The organism is Roseateles asaccharophilus (assembly GCF_031458115.1).
Taxonomy (GTDB): domain Bacteria; phylum Pseudomonadota; class Gammaproteobacteria; order Burkholderiales; family Burkholderiaceae_C; genus Pelomonas; species Pelomonas asaccharophilus_A.
On sequence record NZ_JAVDXV010000001.1, the window covers coordinates 647,553 to 666,471 of the forward strand.

Sequence of the window (18,919 nt, forward strand, 5' to 3'; positions counted from 1 at the left end):
CCGTCCCGCGCAGCGTTCCACTGATGGGCGCTGCGCGCGTTCGCGCCTGTACCTCACACCCAAATACAAGACACGGAGCCCACCATGGCCATCGTTGACGTTCAAGTTCCCCAGTTCTCCGAATCCGTTTCCGAAGGCACGCTGCTGACCTGGAAGAAGAAGCCCGGCGAAGCCGTCACGGTTGACGAAACCCTCGTCGAGATCGAGACCGACAAGGTCGTTCTGGAAGTGCCGGCACCCGCCTCCGGCGTGCTGACCGAGATCGGCGTTGCCGACGGCAGCACCGTCACCAGCCAGCAGCTGCTGGCCAAGATCGACACCGAAGGCAAGGCCGGCGCCGCTGCGCCGGCACCTGCCGCTGCTGCTCCGGCCGCCGCTGCCGCCGCACCCGCTGCCGCCGCCAACAAGGGCGACGTGGCCATGCCGGCCGCCGCCAAGATCCTGGCCGAGAAGGGCCTGTCGGCCACCGACGTTGCCGGCTCCGGCAAGGACGGCCGCGTGACCAAGGGCGACGCCCTGGCCGCCGGCGCCAAGCCCGCCGCCCCCGCGCTGGTCGTGCCCGCTGCGCCGGCCGTTGCCAAGCCGCTGCCCAGCGTGGCCGCTCCCACGCAGCAGAACCTGGGCGACCGCCCCGAGCAGCGCGTGCCCATGACCCGCCTGCGCGCCCGCATCGCCGAGCGCCTGCTGCAGTCGCAAGCCACCAACGCCATCCTGACCACGTTCAACGAAGTCAACATGGCCCCGGTGATGGAGCTGCGCAAGAAGTTCCAGGACAGCTTCACCAAGGAACACGGCACCAAGCTGGGCTTCATGAGCTTCTTCGTGAAGGCCGCCGTGCACGCGCTGAAGAAGTACCCGGTGCTGAACGCCTCGGTCGACGGCAACGACATCGTCTACCACGGCTACTTCGACATCGGCATCGCCGTCGGCTCGCCGCGCGGCCTGGTCGTGCCCATCCTGCGCAATGCCGACCAGATGAGCTTCGCCGACATCGAGAAGAAGATCGCCGAGTTCGGCAAGAAGGCCCAGGAAGGCAAGCTCGGCATCGACGAGATGAGCGGCGGCACCTTCTCCATCTCCAACGGCGGCACCTTCGGCTCCATGCTGTCCACGCCCATCATCAACCCGCCGCAGTCGGCCATCCTGGGCGTTCACGCCACCAAGGACCGCGCGGTGGTGGAGAACGGCCAGATCGTCATCCGCCCGATCAACTACCTGGCCATGTCCTATGACCACCGCATCATCGACGGCCGCGAAGCCGTGCTGGGTCTGGTCGCCATGAAGGACGCGCTGGAAGACCCGTCGCGCCTGCTGTTCGACATCTAAGCCAGGGAAGCCATCAGCATGAGCACCAAGCAATTCGACGTCGTCGTCATCGGCGGCGGCCCCGGCGGCTACATCGCGGCCATCCGTTCGGCCCAGCTGGGCTTCAACGTGGCCTGCATCGACGAGTGGAAGAACGACAAGGGCGGTCCCGCCCTGGGCGGCACCTGCACCAACGTAGGCTGCATCCCGTCCAAGGCGCTGCTGCAGTCCAGCGAGCACTACGAGCAGCTCAACCACCACTTCGCCGACCACGGCATCACGGCCGACAACGTCAAGATCGACGTCGCCAAGATGCTGGCCCGCAAGGACCAGGTCGTGAAGCAGAACAACGACGGCATCGTCTACCTGTTCAAGAAGAACAAGGTCACGTTCTTCCATGGCCGCGGCAGCTTTGTAGCCGCCAAGGATGGCGGTTATGAGCTCAAGGCCGGCGAGGAAGTCATCTTCGCCAAGCAGGTCATCATCGCCACCGGCTCCAACGCCCGCGCGCTGCCCGGCGTGCCGTTCGACGAGGAGAACATCCTGTCCAACGACGGCGCCCTGCGCGTCGGCGCCACGCCGAAGAAGCTGGGCCTGATCGGCGCCGGCGTCATCGGCCTGGAGATGGGCTCGGTCTGGCGCCGCCTGGGTGCGGAAGTCACCGTGCTGGAAGGCCTGCCGGCCTTCCTCGGCGCGGTGGACGAGTCCGTCGCCAAGGAAGCCGCCAAGGTCTTCAAGAAGCAGGGCCTGGACATCCAGCTCGGCGTGAAGGTCGGCGAGGTCAAGTCGTCCAAGAAGGGTGTCAGCGTCGCCTACACGGACAGCAAGGGCGAAGCCAAGACGCTGGAAGTCGACAAGCTCATCGTCTCCATCGGCCGCGTGCCCAACACCATCGGCTTGGCGCCGGAAGCCGTCGGCCTGAAGCTGGACGAGCGGGGCGCCATCGTCGTGGACGACGAGTGCAAGACCAACCTGCCGGGCGTCTGGGCCATCGGCGACGTCGTGCGCGGCCCCATGCTCGCGCACAAGGCCGAGGAAGAGGGCGTGGCCGTGGCCGAGCGCATCGCCGGCCAGCACGGGCATGTCAACTTCAACACCATCCCCTGGGTCATCTACACCAGCCCGGAGATCGCCTGGGTCGGCAAGACCGAGCAGCAGCTCAAGGCGGAAGGCGTGGCCTACAAGGCGGGCCAGTTCCCCTTCCTGGCCAACGGCCGCGCCCGCGCGCTGGGCGACACGACCGGCTTCGTCAAGTTCCTGGCCGATGCCAAGACCGACGAGATCCTGGGCGTGCACATCATCGGCCCGTTCGCGTCGGAGCTGATCTCGGAAGCCGTGGTCGCGATGGAGTTCAAGGCCTCGGCCGAGGACATCGCCCGCATCTGCCACGCCCACCCGTCGTTGTCCGAGGCGACCAAGGAAGCCGCGCTGGCCGTCGACAAGCGCACGTTGAACTTCTGATCGCACGCAGCGAATCGAAAGGGGCGGCCGATCAGTCGCCCCTTTTTCACGATGACCTCTCCGAATGACGTCTGTTAGCGAGCTCTACCAGCAGACCCTCGCCGAGCGCGGCTTCACCGCCGACGAGGCGCAACTGCGCGCTATTTCAGCCTTGCAGCGCTGCCAGGACGAATGGGCCGCCTACAAGGCCCGCCGCGGCAACGCGGTGACCAAGCTGCTGGTCAAGCCGCCCATCCCGCGCGGCGTCTACATGTACGGCGGCGTGGGGCGGGGCAAGAGCTTCCTGATGGACTGCTTCTTCCAGGCCGTGCCGCTGACGCGCAAGACGCGCCTGCATTTTCACGAGTTCATGCGCGAGGTGCACCGTGAGCTGCAGGAGTTGAAGGGCATCGCCGACCCGCTGGAGGAGTTGGGCAAGCGCATCGCGCGCAAGTTCCGGCTGATCTGCTTCGACGAGTTCCACGTCGCCGACGTGACCGACGCGATGATCCTGCACCGGCTGCTGGAATCGCTGTTCCGCAACCGCGTGTCCATCGTCACGACGTCCAACTTCCACCCCGACGAGCTGTATCCCAACGGCCTGCACCGCGACCGCATCCTGCCCGCCATCGAGCTCTTGAAGGCGCAGCTCGAGGTCATCAACGTCGATGCCGGCACCGACTACCGGCGCCGCACGCTGGAGGACATGAACCTCTACCTGACGCCGTTGAACGACGAGAACGAGGCCGCGCTGACGCAGGCCTTCGAGTCGCTGGCCGAGGCGCACGACGAAGACCGCAAGCTGATGATCGAACACCGTGCGCTCTATGCGCGCCGGCGCGCCGGTGGCGTCGTCTGGTTCGACTTCCAGACGCTGTGCGGCGGCCCGCGCTCGCAGAACGACTACCTGGAGCTGGCCAGCCAGTTCCACACGGTCATCCTGTCCGATGTGCCCGAGATGCCGGTGCGCCTGGCCAGCGAGGCGCGCCGCTTCACGTGGCTGGTGGACGTGCTGTATGACCGCCGCGTCAAGCTCATCATCTCGGCGGCCGTGCCGGCGGAAGACCTCTACACCGAAGGCCCGCTGGCGCACGAGTTCCCGCGCACCGTGTCGCGCTTGCAGGAAATGCGGTCCGCGGAGTACCTTGCACTGGCCCGCCGCGAGGTGGACACCTCGCTGACCTGATGAACCCGCTGCTGCCCCTGCTGCTCGCCACTGCCGCCTCCGCGCCGCAGGGGCTGTCGGCCACGCGCGCCGAACTGGCTGTGCAACGCGCCGCGATCGAGCAGCGCTTTGCCCGCGAGCAGCAGGCGTGCGAGGAGCGTTTTGCGGTCAGCCCCTGCATCGAGGCCTTGCGGCGCGAGCGGCAGCAGGCGCTCGCGCCGCTGGTTCGCCGGGAGCACGAGCTGGCCGCCCAGGAGCGCCGCGCCCGCGCGGACAGCCAAGCCTCTCGCGCCCGCGAACGTGAGCTGGCGTCGGCGCAGGACGAAGGCAAGCGACGTGAGCGCCTGGTGGTGATGCCGCCGCCCGCGGCGCCGGTCGTGCCGGCGGCTCGTGCGGCCAAGGCGCGCAGCCCCGAGGCGGCGGCACGTGTGCAGGATCGCGCGGCCAGCCAGGCTGAGGTCGCGGCCGCGGAGCGGCGCGAACGTGCCCAGGAGCGTCAGCAGCGCCTGCAGAAGCGGCTGGCCGAGCGCCAGCAGCGCGAGGCCGCGCGCACCAAGCCGCTGGCGGCACCGCTGCCCCTGCCGGGCGCATCGGCAGCGTCGGGCGTGAAGTGAGTTGCGCCTAGGCCGGCGTCAGTCGAGGTTCTCGAGCTTGACGATGGCGATGGACAGGTTGTCGCCGCCGCCCCGCGCACGCTGACGCGCCTTGCTGACCAGCAGCTCCGCCGCCTCGCGCGGCGGCAGGCTGTACAGCACGCTGCCCAGTTCCTGCGGGGTGAAGTAGTGCCACAGGCCGTCGCTGCAGCACATCAGCGTGTCGCCCACTTCCAGGCCTTCGAAGCGCTCGGACGAGGACGTCGGGTCCTGCACCGTGCCCAGGCAGGCGGTCAGCAGGTTGCTCTGCGGATGCGTGCTGGCCTCGGCCTCGGTGAGCTGGCCCTCGTCGACCAGGCGCTGCACATAGGAGTGGTCCAGCGAGCGCTTCACCAGCCGCGCGCCGCGGAACCAGTAGATGCGCGAGTCACCCGAGTGGATCCAGTAGGCGCTGCGGTCGCTGCTGACGACGAAGCTGGCGATGGTGCTGTGCGGCTCCTCCTCGGCGGAGATGGCCGTCAGCTTGATCATCAGGTGCGCCTCGGACGTGATCTGGCCCAGCAGCTCGGCGGGGGATTCGTCCTCGGGCGAATAGCGTTCGAACAGCTGGCGGGCGGTCAGGATGACCTGGTCCGCCGCCTTGCGGCCGCCGCTCTTGCCGCCCATGCCGTCGGCCACGATGCCCATCACGCAGCCGTCGATGCGGGGGTGCGCAATGACGGCCACCTGGTCCTGCTGGTAGGCCCGGTCCCCGCGATGGGTGCCGGTGGCGGCGTTGAGTCGGAATCCGACGGCGGTGGGAGGCGGCATGCCGAAAACTATACTGGGCCGTTCGCTTGCCCCCGTCGCGACTGCACTTGTAACCCCCGGAATGGATGAACAACTTCACTCGTTGACGCGGCGGCTCATCGAACTGCGCATGGAGCATGCCGACCTCGACGCCATGATCGACCGGATGGCAGAACAGGCGCCGGTGGACGAGTTGGCGCTGCAGAGGCTGAAGAAGCGGCGGCTGGCGCTGCGCGACATGATTGCGCGCCTGGAAGTCACCACCGAGCCCGATGACAGAGCCTAGGAGTGTGTTTGCGCGCCGGGCATGGCGCCCGCAAGGCAGCCCGGCGACGCAATCTAGGCGCGTGGCGCAGTGCAGGCTGACCGCCTGCACATGCTTCGCAACGACGAGTGCGTTGGCGCGCTGCCTTGCCCTTCGGGTTGCCCCGCGAAGGCAGCGTTTGCGTCGTTGCGAATCCTCGCCGGGCGGCGAGCCCGGCTCCGGTTTGCGCCTTGCAACCACTGCCTTTGCGGGGCAACGGGCGTCATGACCGGCGTGCAAACACACTCCATCGACGATTGGCTCGACGCCCTCGATCAGGCCACGCCTCCCGCCCCGCCTGCTGCCGACGAGCTGGCCCAGGCCGTCGAGGCAGCCTTCGACGCCGGCGGCCCACTGGCGCGGCTGGATCGCGGCTACAAGCCGCGCGAGCCGCAGCTGCAGATGAGCCGCGCCGTCGCCCGCGCGCTGAGCCGGCGCCAGGCGCTGGTGGTGGAGGCCGGCACCGGCGTCGGCAAGACCTTCGCGTATCTGGTGCCCACGCTGTTGTCCGGCAGCCGCGCGCTGATCAGCACCGCCACCAAGAGCCTGCAGGACCAGCTGTTCCTGCGCGACCTGCCGCGGCTGGCCGAGGCGCTGCGGACGCCGCTGCGGCTGGCGCTGCTGAAGGGGCGCGGCAGCTACCTGTGCCTGCACCGCATGAAGGAGGCGCGCGTGTCCGGCGAGTTCCCGGACCGGCGCACGGCGCTGTCGCTGGCGCGCATCGAGCGCTGGGCGCAGATCACGAAGAGCGGCGACTTCGCCGAGATCGACGGCATGGACGAGCGCTCGCCCATCATCCCCATCGTCAGCTCCAGCCGCGAGAACTGCCTGGGCCAGGAGTGCCCCGACTGGAAGGCATGCCACGTCGTCAAGGCGCGGCGCGAGGCGATGGAGGCCGATGTGGTGGTGGTCAACCACCACCTGTTCTTCGCTGACCTGACGCTGCGTGACACCGGCGTGGCCGAACTGCTGCCCAGCGTCGAGATCGCCATCTTCGACGAGGCCCACCAACTGGCCGAGGCCGGTGTGCAGTTCCTCGGCACCGTGCTGGGCACGTCGCAGCTGATCGACTTCGCGCGCGACACGCTGGCCCAGGGGCTGGCCCATGCGCGCGGCGTGCACGACTGGCAGGCGCTGCAGGCCGGCGTCGAGAAGGCCGCGCGCGAGCTACGGCTGGCCGCGGCGGGCGCGCTGGCCACGGCGGGGCGCGAGCTGCGCGGCACGCTGAAGCTGGGCTGGAAGGAGCGCGCCACCCAGCCGGCGTTTGCGACGGCACTGGCCGGGGTGGAGACGGCCTGCGCCGCCGCGCTGGAGGCCTTGACCGCCGTGCGCGACGCGGCGCCCGACTTCGCCCGGCTGTGCGAGCGTGCGCAGCAGCTGCGCGACCTCGCCAAGGTCTTCGCCGCAGACCCCGATCCGGGCGACGTGCGCTGGATAGACCTCAGCCCGCACGGCGCGCGGCTGGTGGAGTCGCCGCTGGACATCCGCGACGCGATGCAGCAGCAGCTGGAAGGACCGCCCAAGGCCTGGGTGTTCACGTCCGCCACGCTGGGCGACGACGAGGGCCTGACCTGGTTCACCGAACCCGCCGGCCTGACGGAGGCCGAGATCCTGCGCGTCGGCAGCCCGTTCGACTACCCGGCCCATGCGCGGCTGTACGTGCCGCGCGGCATGCCCAAGCCCTCCGAGTCCACCCACCCGCCCAGCGTCGCGCTGCTGGCATCGCGGCTGGCGCGCGCCTTGGGCGGCCGCACCTTCGTGCTGACGACGACGCTGCGCAACCTGCAGACCGTGGGCGATGCGCTGCGCGAGCGCTTCGAGGAAAGCGGCGACGACATCGCCGTGCTGCAACAGGGCGCGCTGCCCAAACGTGCGCTGCTGCAGCGCTTCATCGACAACCCGCGCTCGGTGCTGCTCGGTTCGGCCAGCTTCTGGGAAGGCATCGACGTGCCCGGCGATGCTCTGCAATGCGTCGTCATCGACAAGCTGCCGTTCCCGCCGCCCAACGACCCGCTCGTCGAGGCTCGCGTGAAGCGGCTGGAGGCCGAGGGGCGCAACGCGTTCGCCGAGTATTTCGTCGCCGAGGCCGCCATCGCGCTGAAGCAGGGCGCCGGGCGGCTCATCCGCACCGAGACCGACCGCGGCCTGCTGGTGGTGTGCGACCCGCGCATGGCCGGCATGAACTATGGCCGCCGGCTGCGCGCCGCGCTGCCGCCGATGACGCCGGTGGCCAACGAAGCCGAGGCGTTGGAGTGGTTGCAGCTGCTGAATTCGGGTCGAGCTTAGCGACCTGCCTTCACGGGCCGAGCGCCGGGCCGCTCCCAAGCCGGCCCGTCATGGCGATGTGCGAGCGGCTTAATGCCGCGAGCATCGCCGTCCCCTCGGGGGACCGACCAGTTCGCCCGCGTTCAGCGCGGCGAAACTGGGCGAGGGGTCACCACAATTGCCACCAGCGGCGCTTGCTTTTCACATTGCCGCTGGCGTACTGGCTTGCGGGGAAGTTCTTGTCCAGCACGCGACGCGCGTCGTCGCGCAGCTGCGCCAGGCCCAGCTTGTCGTAGCTCTCGCTCATGATGTAGAGCGCTTCCTCGATGCCCGGTGCGTATTGGAACTCGGCCACAGCCGACTGCGCGCGGTTCGCCGCGGCCACATAGGCCTTGCGGTTGAAGTAGTAGCGCGCCACGTGGACCTCGTAGGCGGCCAGCGTGTTCGTGATGAAGTTGATGCGCGTCGTCGCGTCGGCCGCGTACCTGGACTCGGGGAACTGCTCCACCAGCTGGCGGAACGCCAGCAGCGCTTCCCGCGAGGCCTGCTGGTCGCGCTCCGACGGGTCCTGGTTGGCCAGGCGCCCGAACAGGCCCAGATCTTCGTTGAAGTTGACGATGCCCTTCATGTAGAGGGCGTAGTCCATCGCCGGGCTGGACGGGTTCAGCTTGATGAAGCGGTCCAGCGTCGTCACCGCCTGGGCGCGCTCGCCGCTGCGGTGGTAGGCCCAGGCCAGGTCCAGCGTCGCCTGCTGGCCCATCGTCGTGCCGGCGGCGCGGCCTTCGATGCGCTCCAGCGTCTTGATCGCACGGTCGTAGCTGCCGGAATTCAGGTCGTCCTTGGCGTCTGAATACAATTTGTCCAGCGCCGCCTGCGAGTTCGGGTCGTCCTTGGCCGTGGAGCCACAGCCGCTCAGGCCCAGCGCAAGGGCCGTCAGCACGGCGCCGGCGACGATGCGGCCGGCCTTGAATTTCTCAACAAACATGTCTGAAGTCGACGGCGATGCTGCCGGCTGGTCACAAGGAACGATGGACGCGGAGTATAGGGCGGGGGGTCTGTCGGACCCGGAAGACGAAGCGGGCGAACTTGCCGCTGCCGATGACGCTGCCGAGCGTCGCGGTGCGGAGGTCGATGCCGCGGGTCATGGCGAGCGCCTGGACCGTTGGCTGACGGGCCTGGCGCCCGAGTTCTCGCGCAACCACCTGCAGGTCTTGATCGAGCGCGGCTGCGTGACGGCCGACGGCAAGCCGGTCACCAAGCCGGCCCATCGGCTGCGGGCCGGCCAGCGCCTCGAGATCGAGCTGCAGCCCACCGACGAGAGTCGCGCCTTCCGCGCCGAGGCGATGGCGCTGGCCGTGGTCTTCGAGGACGAGCACCTGGCGGTCATCGACAAGCCGGTCGGCCTCGTCGTGCATCCGGCGCCGGGCAACTGGTCCGGCACACTGATGAACGGCCTGCTGGCCCGCCACCCGGCGGCCGCGACGCTGCCGCGCGCCGGCATCGTGCACCGGCTGGACAAGGACACCAGCGGGCTGATGGTCGTCGGCAAGACGCTGGAGGCCGTCACCGCGCTGAGCCGCCAGATCGCGGCCCGCGAGGTGCACCGCGAGTACCTGGCGCTGGCCTGGGGGCGCGTCGAGGAGGACTTCGTCGTCGAGAAGGCGCTGCGCCGCGACCCGGTGTCGCGCGTGAAGATGGCCGTGGCGCCCGCCAACCTGGGCAAACCGGCGCGCACCGATGTCTTCCCGCTGGGCGTGGGCGAGGTGAAGGTGGGCGTGCAGGACCGGCCCGTCAGCGCGGTGCACTGCGTGCTGCACACCGGCCGCACGCACCAGATCCGCGTTCACCTGGCGCACAGCGGCCACCCGCTGGTTGCCGACGTGCTCTACGGGGGGCTGCCGGCGCTGGGGCTGGCGCGCCAGGCGCTGCATGCGGCACGGCTGTCCTTCCAGCACCCGGTCACCGGCGAGGCCCTGGCGCTGACGGCGCCGCTGCCCGCCGACCTCGCCACGGCCTGGTCGGAAATCGGTGCCGAAGGCCTGCCCGGCTGACATGGCTACAATGCGGTCCGTTGTCGTGTCAGCGTGCTGTGCCGAGAGGGTGCAGCCCCGAGCCGGATCGCTGTCCAACCCGGAAACCGACAACCGAATCGCTGGCGCGCCCGGCTGCTTGATGGCCAGGCAACGCGCCAGGCCCGCCTCAGCAGACGAATCAGCACTTGGATGAGCGCCGCTGCGGGGCCAACGCCAGAGCTCTACCCATTGAGGGTGCGAAGTTGAGTTCATGAATACGCAGGATGCCAAGCGCGTCCTTGAAACCGCGCTGATCTGTGCCTCGCAGCCGCTGACGCTGCGCGAGATGCGAAGCCTGTTCGCCGACGAACTCGGCGCCGACAGCCTGCGCAGCCTGCTCGACGAGCTGACCCGCGACTGGGACGGCAAGGGTGTCGAGCTGGTCGCGCTGGCTTCGGGCTGGCGCTTCCAGAGCCGGCCCGAGCTGCGCGAGTACCTGGACCGGCTGCACCCCGAGAAGCCGCCGCGCTACTCGCGCGCCGTGCTGGAAACTTTGGCCATCATTGCCTACCGTCAGCCGGTCACGCGCGGCGACATCGAGGACATCCGCGGCGTCGTCGTGGCCAGCCAGATCATCAAGCAACTGGAAGACCGCGGCTGGATCGACGCCATCGGCCACCGCGAGACGCCCGGCCGGCCGGCGCTGTACGCGACGACCAAGGCCTTCCTGGACGACCTGGGCCTGGCCAGCCTGGAACAGTTGCCGGCCCTGGAGGTCGGCAGCGAACCGCCGGCCTTCGAGGCGCTGCAAGGCCAGTTGCTGGCCGACGCCGACGAGGCGACCGCAGAGGCTCCGACGGCCGCCGTGGTCGAGGCGCCAGCCGCCGAGGCTCATCCCGAGGTTCAGCCTGAAGCGGCCGCCGATGCGCCTGCCGAGGTGCTCGAGCCCGCCGCCGAGGAGCCCGAAGCCGCGCCGGCCGAGGCCTCTGCCGATCTGCCTGCGCCGTCGCGAAGCCTGTTCGGCGACGACGGCACCCCCGCACTCCCCAATCCCGATCCCACCGATCCGCCCCCGCAACCCCAGCACTGACTCGCATGAACGACGCCGCTGATCAAGACAAGCCCCTGCCCACCGCCGCCGAAGGCGAGGCACCCGCCGCGCCCAAGCGCCGCCGCACGACTAAGGCCGCCGCCGAGAGCGCTCCCGAGGCGGTCGCCGCCGCGGAAGAGGCCGCCGTGCCTGTGAAGCGCACGCGCCGCAAGGCCGCCGCCGCCGAGACGGAGGCGTCCGAGGCTGCAGCGCCTGAAGCAGCGCCTGCCGAAGAGGCGGCGCCGGCCCCGGCCCGCAAGCGCGCGCCGCGCAAGACGGCGGCCGTGACCGAGGCTGCGGCCGAGCCGGCGCCGGACGTGGTGCAGGCGCCGCTGTTCACGCTGGCCGAGGAAGCGCCGGCCGTGGTGGCGGCCGAGGGCGATGGCGGTGACGAGGGCGAGGACGGCGAAGGTGGCGAGGGCGAGGACGGCGAGCGTGGTGGCCGCGGCCGCAACCGCCGGCGCAACCGCAAGGAGCGCGCCGAGCGTCAGGCAGCGGGCCAGGGTGAGGGCGGTGGTGCCGGCGGCGAGCTGCCCAGCCCGGCCGTGACGCCTGAGTTGGTGGAGGCTGCCGGTGCGCGCTTCGCCGACGTGCTGTCGGGCAATCTGGATGCCGAGTCCGAAGGCCCGATCGGCGAACCGCCGACGCTGCGCCCCGAGCCCGAAGAGGAGGTCGAGGCCGCCGACGGCGAGAACAAGCGCGTGCTGGCGCCGGACGCCGACGCGCCCAAGCTGCAGAAGGTGCTGGCCCAGGCCGGCATCGGTTCACGCCGCGACATCGAGGAATGGATCGCCGAGGGCAAGATCGAGGTCAACGGCGAGGTGGCCCACGTGGGTCAGCGCATTTCGTTCGGCGACCGCGTGAAGGTCAACGGCAAGGACGTGCGCGTGCGCATCTCGCCGCCCAACCCGCGCATCCTGGCGTATCACAAGCCCACCGGCGAGGTGTCGACGTTCAACGACCCCGAGGGTCGCCCCACGGTGTTCCGCACGCTGCCGCGAGTGCAGGGGCAGAAGTGGCAGTCCGTCGGCCGCCTGGACATCAACACCGAAGGCCTGCTGCTGTTCACGAACTCCGGCGAACTGGCCAACCAGCTGATGCACCCGCGCTTCGGCGTGGAACGCGAGTACGCGGCCCGCGTGCTGGGCTCGCTGAGCGACGAGCAGCGCGCCAAGCTGCTGGAAGGCGTCAGCGTCGACGGCCAGACGGCGGCTTTCAAGAGCGTGGAAGACGGCGGCGGCGAAGGCGCCAACCGCTGGTACCGCGTCACCATCACTGAAGGCCGCAACCGTGAGGTGCGCAAGCTGTTCGAGGCCGTGGGCTTGGTGGTCAGCCGGCTGATCCGCATCCGCTACGGCACCGTCGTGCTGCCGCGCGGTCTCAAGCGAGGCGTCTGGGTGGAACTGGGCGACGACGATGTGCGCGTCATCCGCCGGCTGGCCGGCCACGGTTCGCACAACGGCCAGCCGCAGCAGCAACAAGGCCAACAGCAGCAGGGCAACAACAAGAAGGACCGCAACAAGCGCCGCTCCGACGACCGCCACAGCGGCGTGGGCCCGCGCCCCAGCCGCCCGCCCGAGCCGCAGCAGCCGCGCATGCAGCGCGAGGAACGCGCCCCGCGCCGCGATGACGACGAGGACGAGGACGACGGCTTCATTCCGCATCACATCAATCCGCTGGAGCAGACCTTCGACCGTCGCCATGCGACGGGCGGCAAGCGCGGCATTCCGCAGGGCTTCGGCGCCGGCGGGAGCCAGCAGCGCGACAAGCCGGCCAAGGGCGGCGGCAACAAGGGCGGCGGCCCGCGCGAGCCCGATCCGATGCAGACCTCCATGGGCTACATCGGCGGCGACGCCTACCTGCGCCGTGGCGGCGGTGGCGGCGGCCGCGGCGGCAAGGGCGGGGGCGGTGGTCGCTCCGGCGGCGGCTTCGGCGGCCGTCACCGTTGACACCTTCGGGCGGATGACGGTTAGGGTCATCCCTCACGGCTACAATCGCCGGTTTTGTCCAATACGCCCCATCAGGAGAATCCCATGGCGATCGAAACCACCCTGTCCATCATCAAGCCCGATGCCGTGGCAAAGAACGTCATCGGCCAGATCTACGCCCGCTTCGAAGGCGCCGGCCTGAAGGTCGTGGCCGCCAAGATGGTGCACCTGTCGCGCGGCGAAGCCGAGCAGTTCTACGCCGTCCACAAGGCCCGCCCGTTCTTCAACGACCTGGTCAACTTCATGATCAGCGGCCCGGTGATGATCCAGGCCCTGCAAGGCGAAGGCGCCATCCTGAAGAACCGCGACCTGATGGGCGCCACCGACCCGAAGAAGGCCGAGAAGGGCACCATCCGTGCTGACTTCGCCGACAGCATCGACGCCAACGCCGTGCACGGCTCCGACGCCGCCGAAACGGCCGCCGTCGAAGTGGCGTTCTTCTTCCCCGGCATGAACGTCTACGCTGCCAAGTAAACCCCAACGGGGTCGGTGACCCCGGCCCAGGAAGTTCGTATGGACGCGGTCAACCTGCTCGGTTTCGATCTGCCAGGCTTGGCCGCCTACTGCGAGCAACTGGGCGAAAAGAAATTCCGTGCGACCCAGCTGTTCCGCTGGATCCACCAGAAAGGCGCGTCGGACTTCGAACAGATGTCCGACCTCGCCAAGTCCCTGCGCGACAAGCTCAAGGGGCGCGCTCACATCACCGCGCTGCCGGTGATCTCCGAGCATGTGTCCACCGACGGCACCATCAAATGGCTGTTCGATGTCGGTGCCGGCAATGCCGTCGAGGCGGTGTTCATCCCCGAGGACGACCGCGGCACGCTGTGCATCTCCAGCCAGGCCGGTTGCGCCGTGGGCTGCCGCTTCTGCTCCACCGGCCACCAGGGCTTCAGCCGCAACCTGACGACGGCCGAGATCACGGCCCAGCTGTGGTTCGCCGAGCATTCGCTGCGGCAGCGCCAGAACACGACCGAGCGCGTCATCTCCAACGTCGTGATGATGGGCATGGGCGAGCCGCTGCAGAACTACGACCAGCTCGTGCCGTCGCTGAAGACCATGCTGGACGACCATGGCTACGGCCTGAGCCGGCGCCGCGTGACGGTGTCGACCTCGGGCGTGGTGCCCATGATCGACCGGCTGCGCGAGGACTGCCCGGTGGCGCTGGCCGTCAGCCTGCACGCGCCTACCGATCCGCTGCGCGACCAGCTCGTGCCGCTGAACAAGAAATACCCCATCGCCGAGCTGCTGGACGCCTGCAACCGCTACCTGGAGAAGGCGCCGCGCGACTTCATCACCTTCGAGTACTGCATGCTGCAGGAGGTGAACGACGCGCCCGAGCAGGCGCGCGAGCTGGTCAAGCTGGTCAAGAACCGCGTGCCTTGCAAGCTCAACCTGATCCCGTTCAACCCCTTCCCGGCTTCGGGCCTGATCCGCAGCACCAATGCGCGCGTGCAGGCCTTTGCCGAGGTGCTGATCCAGGCTGGCCTCGTGACCACCGTGCGCAAGACGCGCGGCGATGACATCGACGCCGCCTGCGGCCAGCTGGCGGGCGAAGTGCAGGACCGCACCCGCGCGCATATCCGCATGGTCAGGGCACCCATCACGGTGGCCAAATCCAACTGAGGCGCTGATTGCCTAACCTCGAGGATTTGATGAAGCGACTGCTGACCGTTCTGACCGCCGCCCTGCTCGCAGCCTGTGCCGGTACCGGCTCCGCCCCGCCGGCGGACCGCGAGATCAAGACCGACTCCGACCAGACCGACGCCGACCGCCGTGCGGCCATCCGCATGGAGCTGGCGCAGGGCTACTTCTCGCGCGGCCAGTTCGCGACCGCGCTGGACGAGCTGAAGCTGGCGCTGCAGGCCAAGCCCGACATGCGCGAGGCGATGAACCTGCGCGGCCTCATCTACGCCGCGATGGGTGACCATCAGCTGGCCGAGGAAACCTTCCGCCGCGCGCTGGCGATCTCGCCGGGCGATGCGGACACGCTGCACAACTACGGCTGGTTCCTGTGCCAGCGCCAGCGCTGGGAGACGGCCGATTCGCTGTTCGACCAGGCGCTGGCCCAGTCCACCTACCGCGCACCTTCCCGCACGCTGCTGGCCAAGGGCGTCTGCGAGGCCCGCGCCGGCCGCCTGCTGGTGGCCGAGAAGACGCTGTCGCGCGCCTTCGAGCTGGACCCCGGCAGCCCGGCCATCGCGGTCAACCTGTCCGAGGTGCTGTTCCGCAACAACGAGCTGCAGCGGGCGCGCTTCTACGTGAAGCGGGTCAATGACCAGCCCGAGCAGGCCAATGCGCAGAGCGCCTGGCTGCTGCTGCGCATCGAGCGCAAGCTGGGCAACACCGCGGCCGTGGACGACCTGGGGCTGCAACTGCGCCGCAAGCATCCGCAGGCGCCCGAGACGCAGGCGCTGGACGCCGGCCGCTACGACTGACCCGCCCGCGCGACAACCCACAAGAACGAGACCAATGGAACCGATGACCGAGGGATCCGTCAGCCAGCCCGCCACCGCCGGCGCCTGGCTGAAGAGCGTGCGTCAGCAGCGCGGCCTGCACATCGCGGCGCTGGCCGTCACGCTCAAGGTGCCGCAGGCCAAGCTGGAGGCGCTGGAGGCCGACCGCTACAACGAACTTCCCGACGCCACGTTCGCCCGCGCGCTGGCCACGGCCATGTGCCGCGCGCTGAAGGTGGATGCGGCGCCGGTGCTGGCCTTGCTGCCGCGCACGCTGGCCAACGACTTCGACGTGCGGCCCGGGCTGAACCAGCCCTTCCGCGAGCGCGGCAGCGGCAGCATCGACGGGGGTGCGCTGGCGCTGCTGGGCCGTCCCGTGGTCTGGGGACCGGCGCTGCTGCTGCTGGCCGCCGCCGCCGTCTACTGGATGCCCGCCAGCTGGTTCGAGCGCACCGAGACCCAGGCGACGCCGGTGGCCGTGTTCCCGCCGGCGGCCAGCACGGTCGCGGCGGCCAGTGCGCCGGTCGTGGAGTTCGTGCCGGCACCGGCCGCGCAACCGGCCTCCGAGCCGGCGGCGTCGACGCCCGTGGCGGCGTCTGCAGCGGCTCCAGCACCGGCACCGCAGACCATCGCGGCCGCGCCCGTGCCGGTGACCACCGTTCCCGCCGCCGTCGCGCCCACGCCCACCGTGCCTGCCGGCCAGGCGTTGCGCGTCACGGCAACCGCCGAAACCTGGGTCGAGGTCGTGGATGCCCAGGGCCAGACGCTGCTGTCGCGCCTGCTGCGCGAAGGCGAGCAGCAACTGCTGGGCGGCTCGGCCCCGTACAAGGTGCGCGTCGGCAACGTCGCCGGCACGCGCATCGAATGGCGCGGTGCCGCGGTGGACCTGGCCGGCCGTTCCAAGGACAACGTCGCCCGTCTGGAGTTGAATTGATGAGCGTCACCCCCATCCCCGAGGCTGGCCCCGCGCCGCGCCGCAGCCGCCAGGCGCGCGTGACCTGGGGCAATCGCATCGTGACCATCGGCGGCGACGCCCCGGTGCGCGTGCAATCCATGACCAACACCGACACGGTGGACGCCATCGGCACCGCCATCCAGGTCAAGGAGCTGGCCATCGCCGGCTCCGAGTTGGTGCGCATCACGGTCAACACGCCCGAGGCCGCCGCCCAGGTGCCCTACATCCGCGAACAGCTGGACCGCATGGGCATCGACGTGCCGCTGGTGGGCGACTTCCACTACAACGGCCACCGGCTGCTGACCGAGCATCCGGACATGGCGCAGGCGCTGTCCAAGTACCGCATCAACCCCGGCAACGTGGGCAAGGGCGAGAAGAAGGACAAGCAGTTCGCGCAGATGATCGAGGCGGCGATGAAGTACGACAAGGTCGTGCGCATCGGCGTCAACTGGGGCAGCCTCGATCAGGAGCTGCTCGCGCAGTTCATGGACGAGAACGCGCGCCGCGCGACTCCCTGGGGCGCCAAGCCGGTCATGTACCAGGCGCTGGTCGAGTCGGCGCTGACGTCGGCCGCCTATGCCGCCGAGCTGGGCATGAACCCGGACAACATCATCATCAGTTGCAAGGTCAGCGGCGTGCAGGACCTGATCTCGGTTTACCGCGAGCTGGCCCGTCGCTGCGACTACGCGCTGCACCTGGGCCTGACCGAGGCCGGCATGGGCACCAAGGGCACGGTCGCGTCGTCCGTCGCGCTGGGCATCCTGGCGCAAGAAGGCATCGGCGACACCATCCGCGTCAGCCTCACACCCCAGCCAGGCGAGGCGCGCACGCAGGAAGTGGTCGTCGCGCTGGAGATCCTGCAGGCGCTGGGCCTGCGGCACTTCAACCCCAGCGTGACCGCCTGCCCGGGCTGTGGCCGCACCACCAGCACCACTTTCCAGGAACTGGCCAAGCAGATCGACGACTTCCTGCGCCTGCAAATGCCGGTCTGGCGCAACAAATACCCCGGCGTCGAGGAGATGAAGGTGGCCGTCATGGGCTGCATCGTCAACGGCCCCGGCGAGAGCAAGCATGCCGACATCGGCATCAGCCTGCCCGGCACCGGCGAGGCGCCGGCTGCGCCCGTCTTCATCGACGGCGAGAAGGCCGTGACGCTGCGCGGGGAGAACATCGCGCAGGAGTTCCACGCGCTGGTCGAGAACTACATCGAGAAGCGCTTCGGCGCGACCGTCTGAATGACCGAGAAGAAGATGCAGCCCTTGCAAGCCGTCAAGGGCATGAACGACATCCTGCCGCCGGAATCGGCGCGCTGGGAGTGGCTGGAGGCCAAGATGCGCAGCGTGCTGGCGCGCTACGGCTACAGCAATGTGCGGGTGCCCATCGTTGAACCCACCGCGCTGTTCGTGCGCGGCATCGGCGAGGTGACCGACATCGTCGAGAAGGAGATGTACGCCTTCGAGGACCGCGCCGACAAGCATGGCCAGGCCGAGCATCTGGCGCTGCGCCCCGAGGGTACGGCCGGTGTCGTGCGCGCGATGATCGAGCACAGCTTCCTGCGTGACTCGCCCCGCCGCCTGTACTACGTGGGCCCCATGTTCCGCCGCGAGAAGCCGCAGAAGGGCCGCTACCGCCAGTTCCACCAGATGGGCATCGAGGCTTTGGGCTTCGCCGGCCCGGACGTGGACGCCGAGGTCATCCTGCTGGCGCGCACGCTGTGGCGCGAGCTGGGCCTGAAGGAGGGCGAGGACGTCACGCTGGAGATCAACTGCCTGGGCCAGCCGGACGAACGCGCCGCCCACCGTGCCGCGCTGATCGCCTACCTGGAGCAGCACAAGGACGTGCTGGACGAGGAGGCCCAGCGCCGCATGTACAGCAACCCGCTGCGCGTGCTGGACACCAAGAACCCCGCCATGCAGGCCATGGCCGAAGGCGCGCCGAAGCTGCTGGACTTCCTCGGCGAAGCCTCGCTGGCCCACTTCAACGGCGTGAAGGCGCTGCTGGACGCGGTGGGCCTGGCCTACCGCATCAACCCGCGCCTGGTGCGCGGGCTGGACTACTACAACCTCACCGTCTTCGAGTGGGTCACCGACAAGCTGGGCGCCCAGGGCACCGTGTGCGCGGGCGGCCGCTACGACGGTCTCGTCGAGCAGCTGGGCGGCAAGCCAACGCCCGCCGTGGGCTTCGGCATGGGCCTGGAGCGGCTGCTGCTGCTGCTGGAGACGCTGGGCCTGCAGGCGCCGGCGTCCGCGCCCGATGTCTACGCCGTCGTGCCCGAGCCGGCCGAGCTGCCGCGCATCCTGCCCACGCTGGAGGCGCTGCGCGCGGCCGGTGTCAGCGTGCAGATGCATGCCGGTGGCGGCTCGTTCAAGTCGCAGTTCAAGAAGGCCGACGGCTCCGGCGCGCGCTTCGCGCTGGTGTTCGGCGGCGATGAGCTGGCCCGTGGTGAAGTGGCCGTCAAGCCGCTGCGCGACGGCGCAGAACAGCGCACCCTGATCCTTGCCGACGTGGCCTCCTGGGCCGCCGAACTGCGCACCGCATAATCCCGGGCCTTGCCCCGCAT

General features: G+C 69.6%; 17 protein-coding genes. 15 read left to right on the forward strand and 2 right to left on the reverse strand.

All coding sequences use genetic code 11. From position 1 onward, the window contains the following. Nucleotides 1-84: 84 nt before the first annotated feature. The 4 genes from odhB (at nt 85) to J2X21_RS02915 (ending at nt 4,524) form a co-directional block, all read left to right on the forward strand. Entirely contained in the window at nt 85-1,326 is a 1,242-nt protein-coding gene (gene odhB / locus J2X21_RS02900) for a 2-oxoglutarate dehydrogenase complex dihydrolipoyllysine-residue succinyltransferase (protein ID WP_310324623.1), read from the forward strand. 18 nt (nt 1,327-1,344) lie between these two features. Next, the gene (gene lpdA, locus J2X21_RS02905; RefSeq protein WP_310324625.1) at nt 1,345-2,766 is read left to right on the forward strand and encodes a dihydrolipoyl dehydrogenase; all 1,422 of its coding nucleotides are present in this window, start codon (nt 1,345-1,347) and stop codon (nt 2,764-2,766) included. Nucleotides 2,767-2,830: 64 nt separating this feature from the next. Next, nucleotides 2,831-3,931 (forward strand): cell division protein ZapE, encoded by a 1,101-nt coding sequence (gene zapE, locus J2X21_RS02910; protein WP_310324627.1) that lies wholly within the window; start codon nt 2,831-2,833, stop codon nt 3,929-3,931. Beyond that, nucleotides 3,931-4,524 (forward strand): hypothetical protein, encoded by a 594-nt coding sequence (locus J2X21_RS02915; RefSeq protein ID WP_310324630.1) that lies wholly within the window; start codon nt 3,931-3,933, stop codon nt 4,522-4,524. Before zapE ends, J2X21_RS02915 begins: the two co-directional genes overlap by 1 nt. Nucleotides 4,525-4,542: 18 nt before the next feature. Here the strand turns inward: J2X21_RS02915 and J2X21_RS02920 are convergent, their stop codons facing one another. Next, nucleotides 4,543-5,313 carry a PP2C family protein-serine/threonine phosphatase gene (locus J2X21_RS02920; protein ID WP_310324633.1) on the reverse strand — a complete coding sequence of 257 codons (771 nt, stop codon included), beginning with the start codon at nt 5,311-5,313 and terminating at the stop codon, nt 4,543-4,545. 61 nt (nt 5,314-5,374) lie between these two features. Between J2X21_RS02920 and J2X21_RS02925 the strand changes: the two genes are divergently transcribed. Both J2X21_RS02925 and J2X21_RS02930 read left to right on the forward strand, forming a co-directional pair. After that, nucleotides 5,375-5,578, forward strand: a complete 204-nt coding sequence (locus J2X21_RS02925) for a YdcH family protein (protein WP_310324636.1) — start codon at nt 5,375-5,377, stop codon at nt 5,576-5,578. 330 nt (nt 5,579-5,908) lie between these two features. After that, nucleotides 5,909-7,882, forward strand: coding sequence for a DNA repair helicase YoaA (locus tag J2X21_RS02930; RefSeq protein ID WP_472978364.1), 1,974 nt, complete (start codon nt 5,909-5,911; stop codon nt 7,880-7,882). A gap of 148 nt (nt 7,883-8,030) precedes the next feature. Here the strand turns inward: J2X21_RS02930 and J2X21_RS02935 are convergent, their stop codons facing one another. After that, nucleotides 8,031-8,846 (reverse strand): outer membrane protein assembly factor BamD, encoded by an 816-nt coding sequence (locus J2X21_RS02935; protein ID WP_310324639.1) that lies wholly within the window; start codon nt 8,844-8,846, stop codon nt 8,031-8,033. A 43-nt stretch (nt 8,847-8,889) separates the two neighbouring features. On the opposite strand from J2X21_RS02935, the gene J2X21_RS02940 reads away from it, so the two are divergent. The 9 genes from J2X21_RS02940 (at nt 8,890) to hisS (ending at nt 18,899) form a co-directional block, all read left to right on the forward strand. Then, nucleotides 8,890-9,912 carry an RluA family pseudouridine synthase gene (locus tag J2X21_RS02940; RefSeq protein WP_404666572.1) on the forward strand — a complete coding sequence of 341 codons (1,023 nt, stop codon included), beginning with the start codon at nt 8,890-8,892 and terminating at the stop codon, nt 9,910-9,912. A gap of 232 nt (nt 9,913-10,144) precedes the next feature. Next, a complete protein-coding gene (gene scpB / locus J2X21_RS02945) occupies nt 10,145-10,963 on the forward strand; it encodes an SMC-Scp complex subunit ScpB (RefSeq protein WP_310324644.1) in 819 nt (272 codons plus the stop codon). A 5-nt stretch (nt 10,964-10,968) separates the two neighbouring features. Continuing rightward, entirely contained in the window at nt 10,969-12,912 is a 1,944-nt protein-coding gene (rluB, locus tag J2X21_RS02950; RefSeq protein WP_310324646.1) for a 23S rRNA pseudouridine(2605) synthase RluB, read from the forward strand. An 84-nt stretch (nt 12,913-12,996) separates the two neighbouring features. Beyond that, nucleotides 12,997-13,425 carry a nucleoside-diphosphate kinase gene (gene ndk, locus J2X21_RS02955; protein ID WP_310324648.1) on the forward strand — a complete coding sequence of 143 codons (429 nt, stop codon included), beginning with the start codon at nt 12,997-12,999 and terminating at the stop codon, nt 13,423-13,425. A gap of 39 nt (nt 13,426-13,464) precedes the next feature. After that, the gene (gene rlmN, locus J2X21_RS02960) at nt 13,465-14,574 is read left to right on the forward strand and encodes a dual-specificity RNA methyltransferase RlmN (protein ID WP_310324650.1); all 1,110 of its coding nucleotides are present in this window, start codon (nt 13,465-13,467) and stop codon (nt 14,572-14,574) included. Nucleotides 14,575-14,603: 29 nt separating this feature from the next. Next, nucleotides 14,604-15,386, forward strand: a complete 783-nt coding sequence (pilW, locus tag J2X21_RS02965) for a type IV pilus biogenesis/stability protein PilW (RefSeq protein WP_310324653.1) — start codon at nt 14,604-14,606, stop codon at nt 15,384-15,386. A gap of 43 nt (nt 15,387-15,429) precedes the next feature. Next, the gene (locus J2X21_RS02970; RefSeq protein ID WP_310324656.1) at nt 15,430-16,338 is read left to right on the forward strand and encodes a helix-turn-helix domain-containing protein; all 909 of its coding nucleotides are present in this window, start codon (nt 15,430-15,432) and stop codon (nt 16,336-16,338) included. Then, nucleotides 16,338-17,594 carry a flavodoxin-dependent (E)-4-hydroxy-3-methylbut-2-enyl-diphosphate synthase gene (gene ispG, locus J2X21_RS02975; RefSeq protein ID WP_310324658.1) on the forward strand — a complete coding sequence of 419 codons (1,257 nt, stop codon included), beginning with the start codon at nt 16,338-16,340 and terminating at the stop codon, nt 17,592-17,594. The genes J2X21_RS02970 and ispG overlap by 1 nt, the downstream gene beginning before the upstream one ends. Nucleotides 17,595-17,609: 15 nt before the next feature. Then, nucleotides 17,610-18,899 (forward strand): histidine--tRNA ligase, encoded by a 1,290-nt coding sequence (gene hisS, locus J2X21_RS02980; protein ID WP_310325449.1) that lies wholly within the window; start codon nt 17,610-17,612, stop codon nt 18,897-18,899. Nucleotides 18,900-18,919 lie beyond the last annotated feature (20 nt).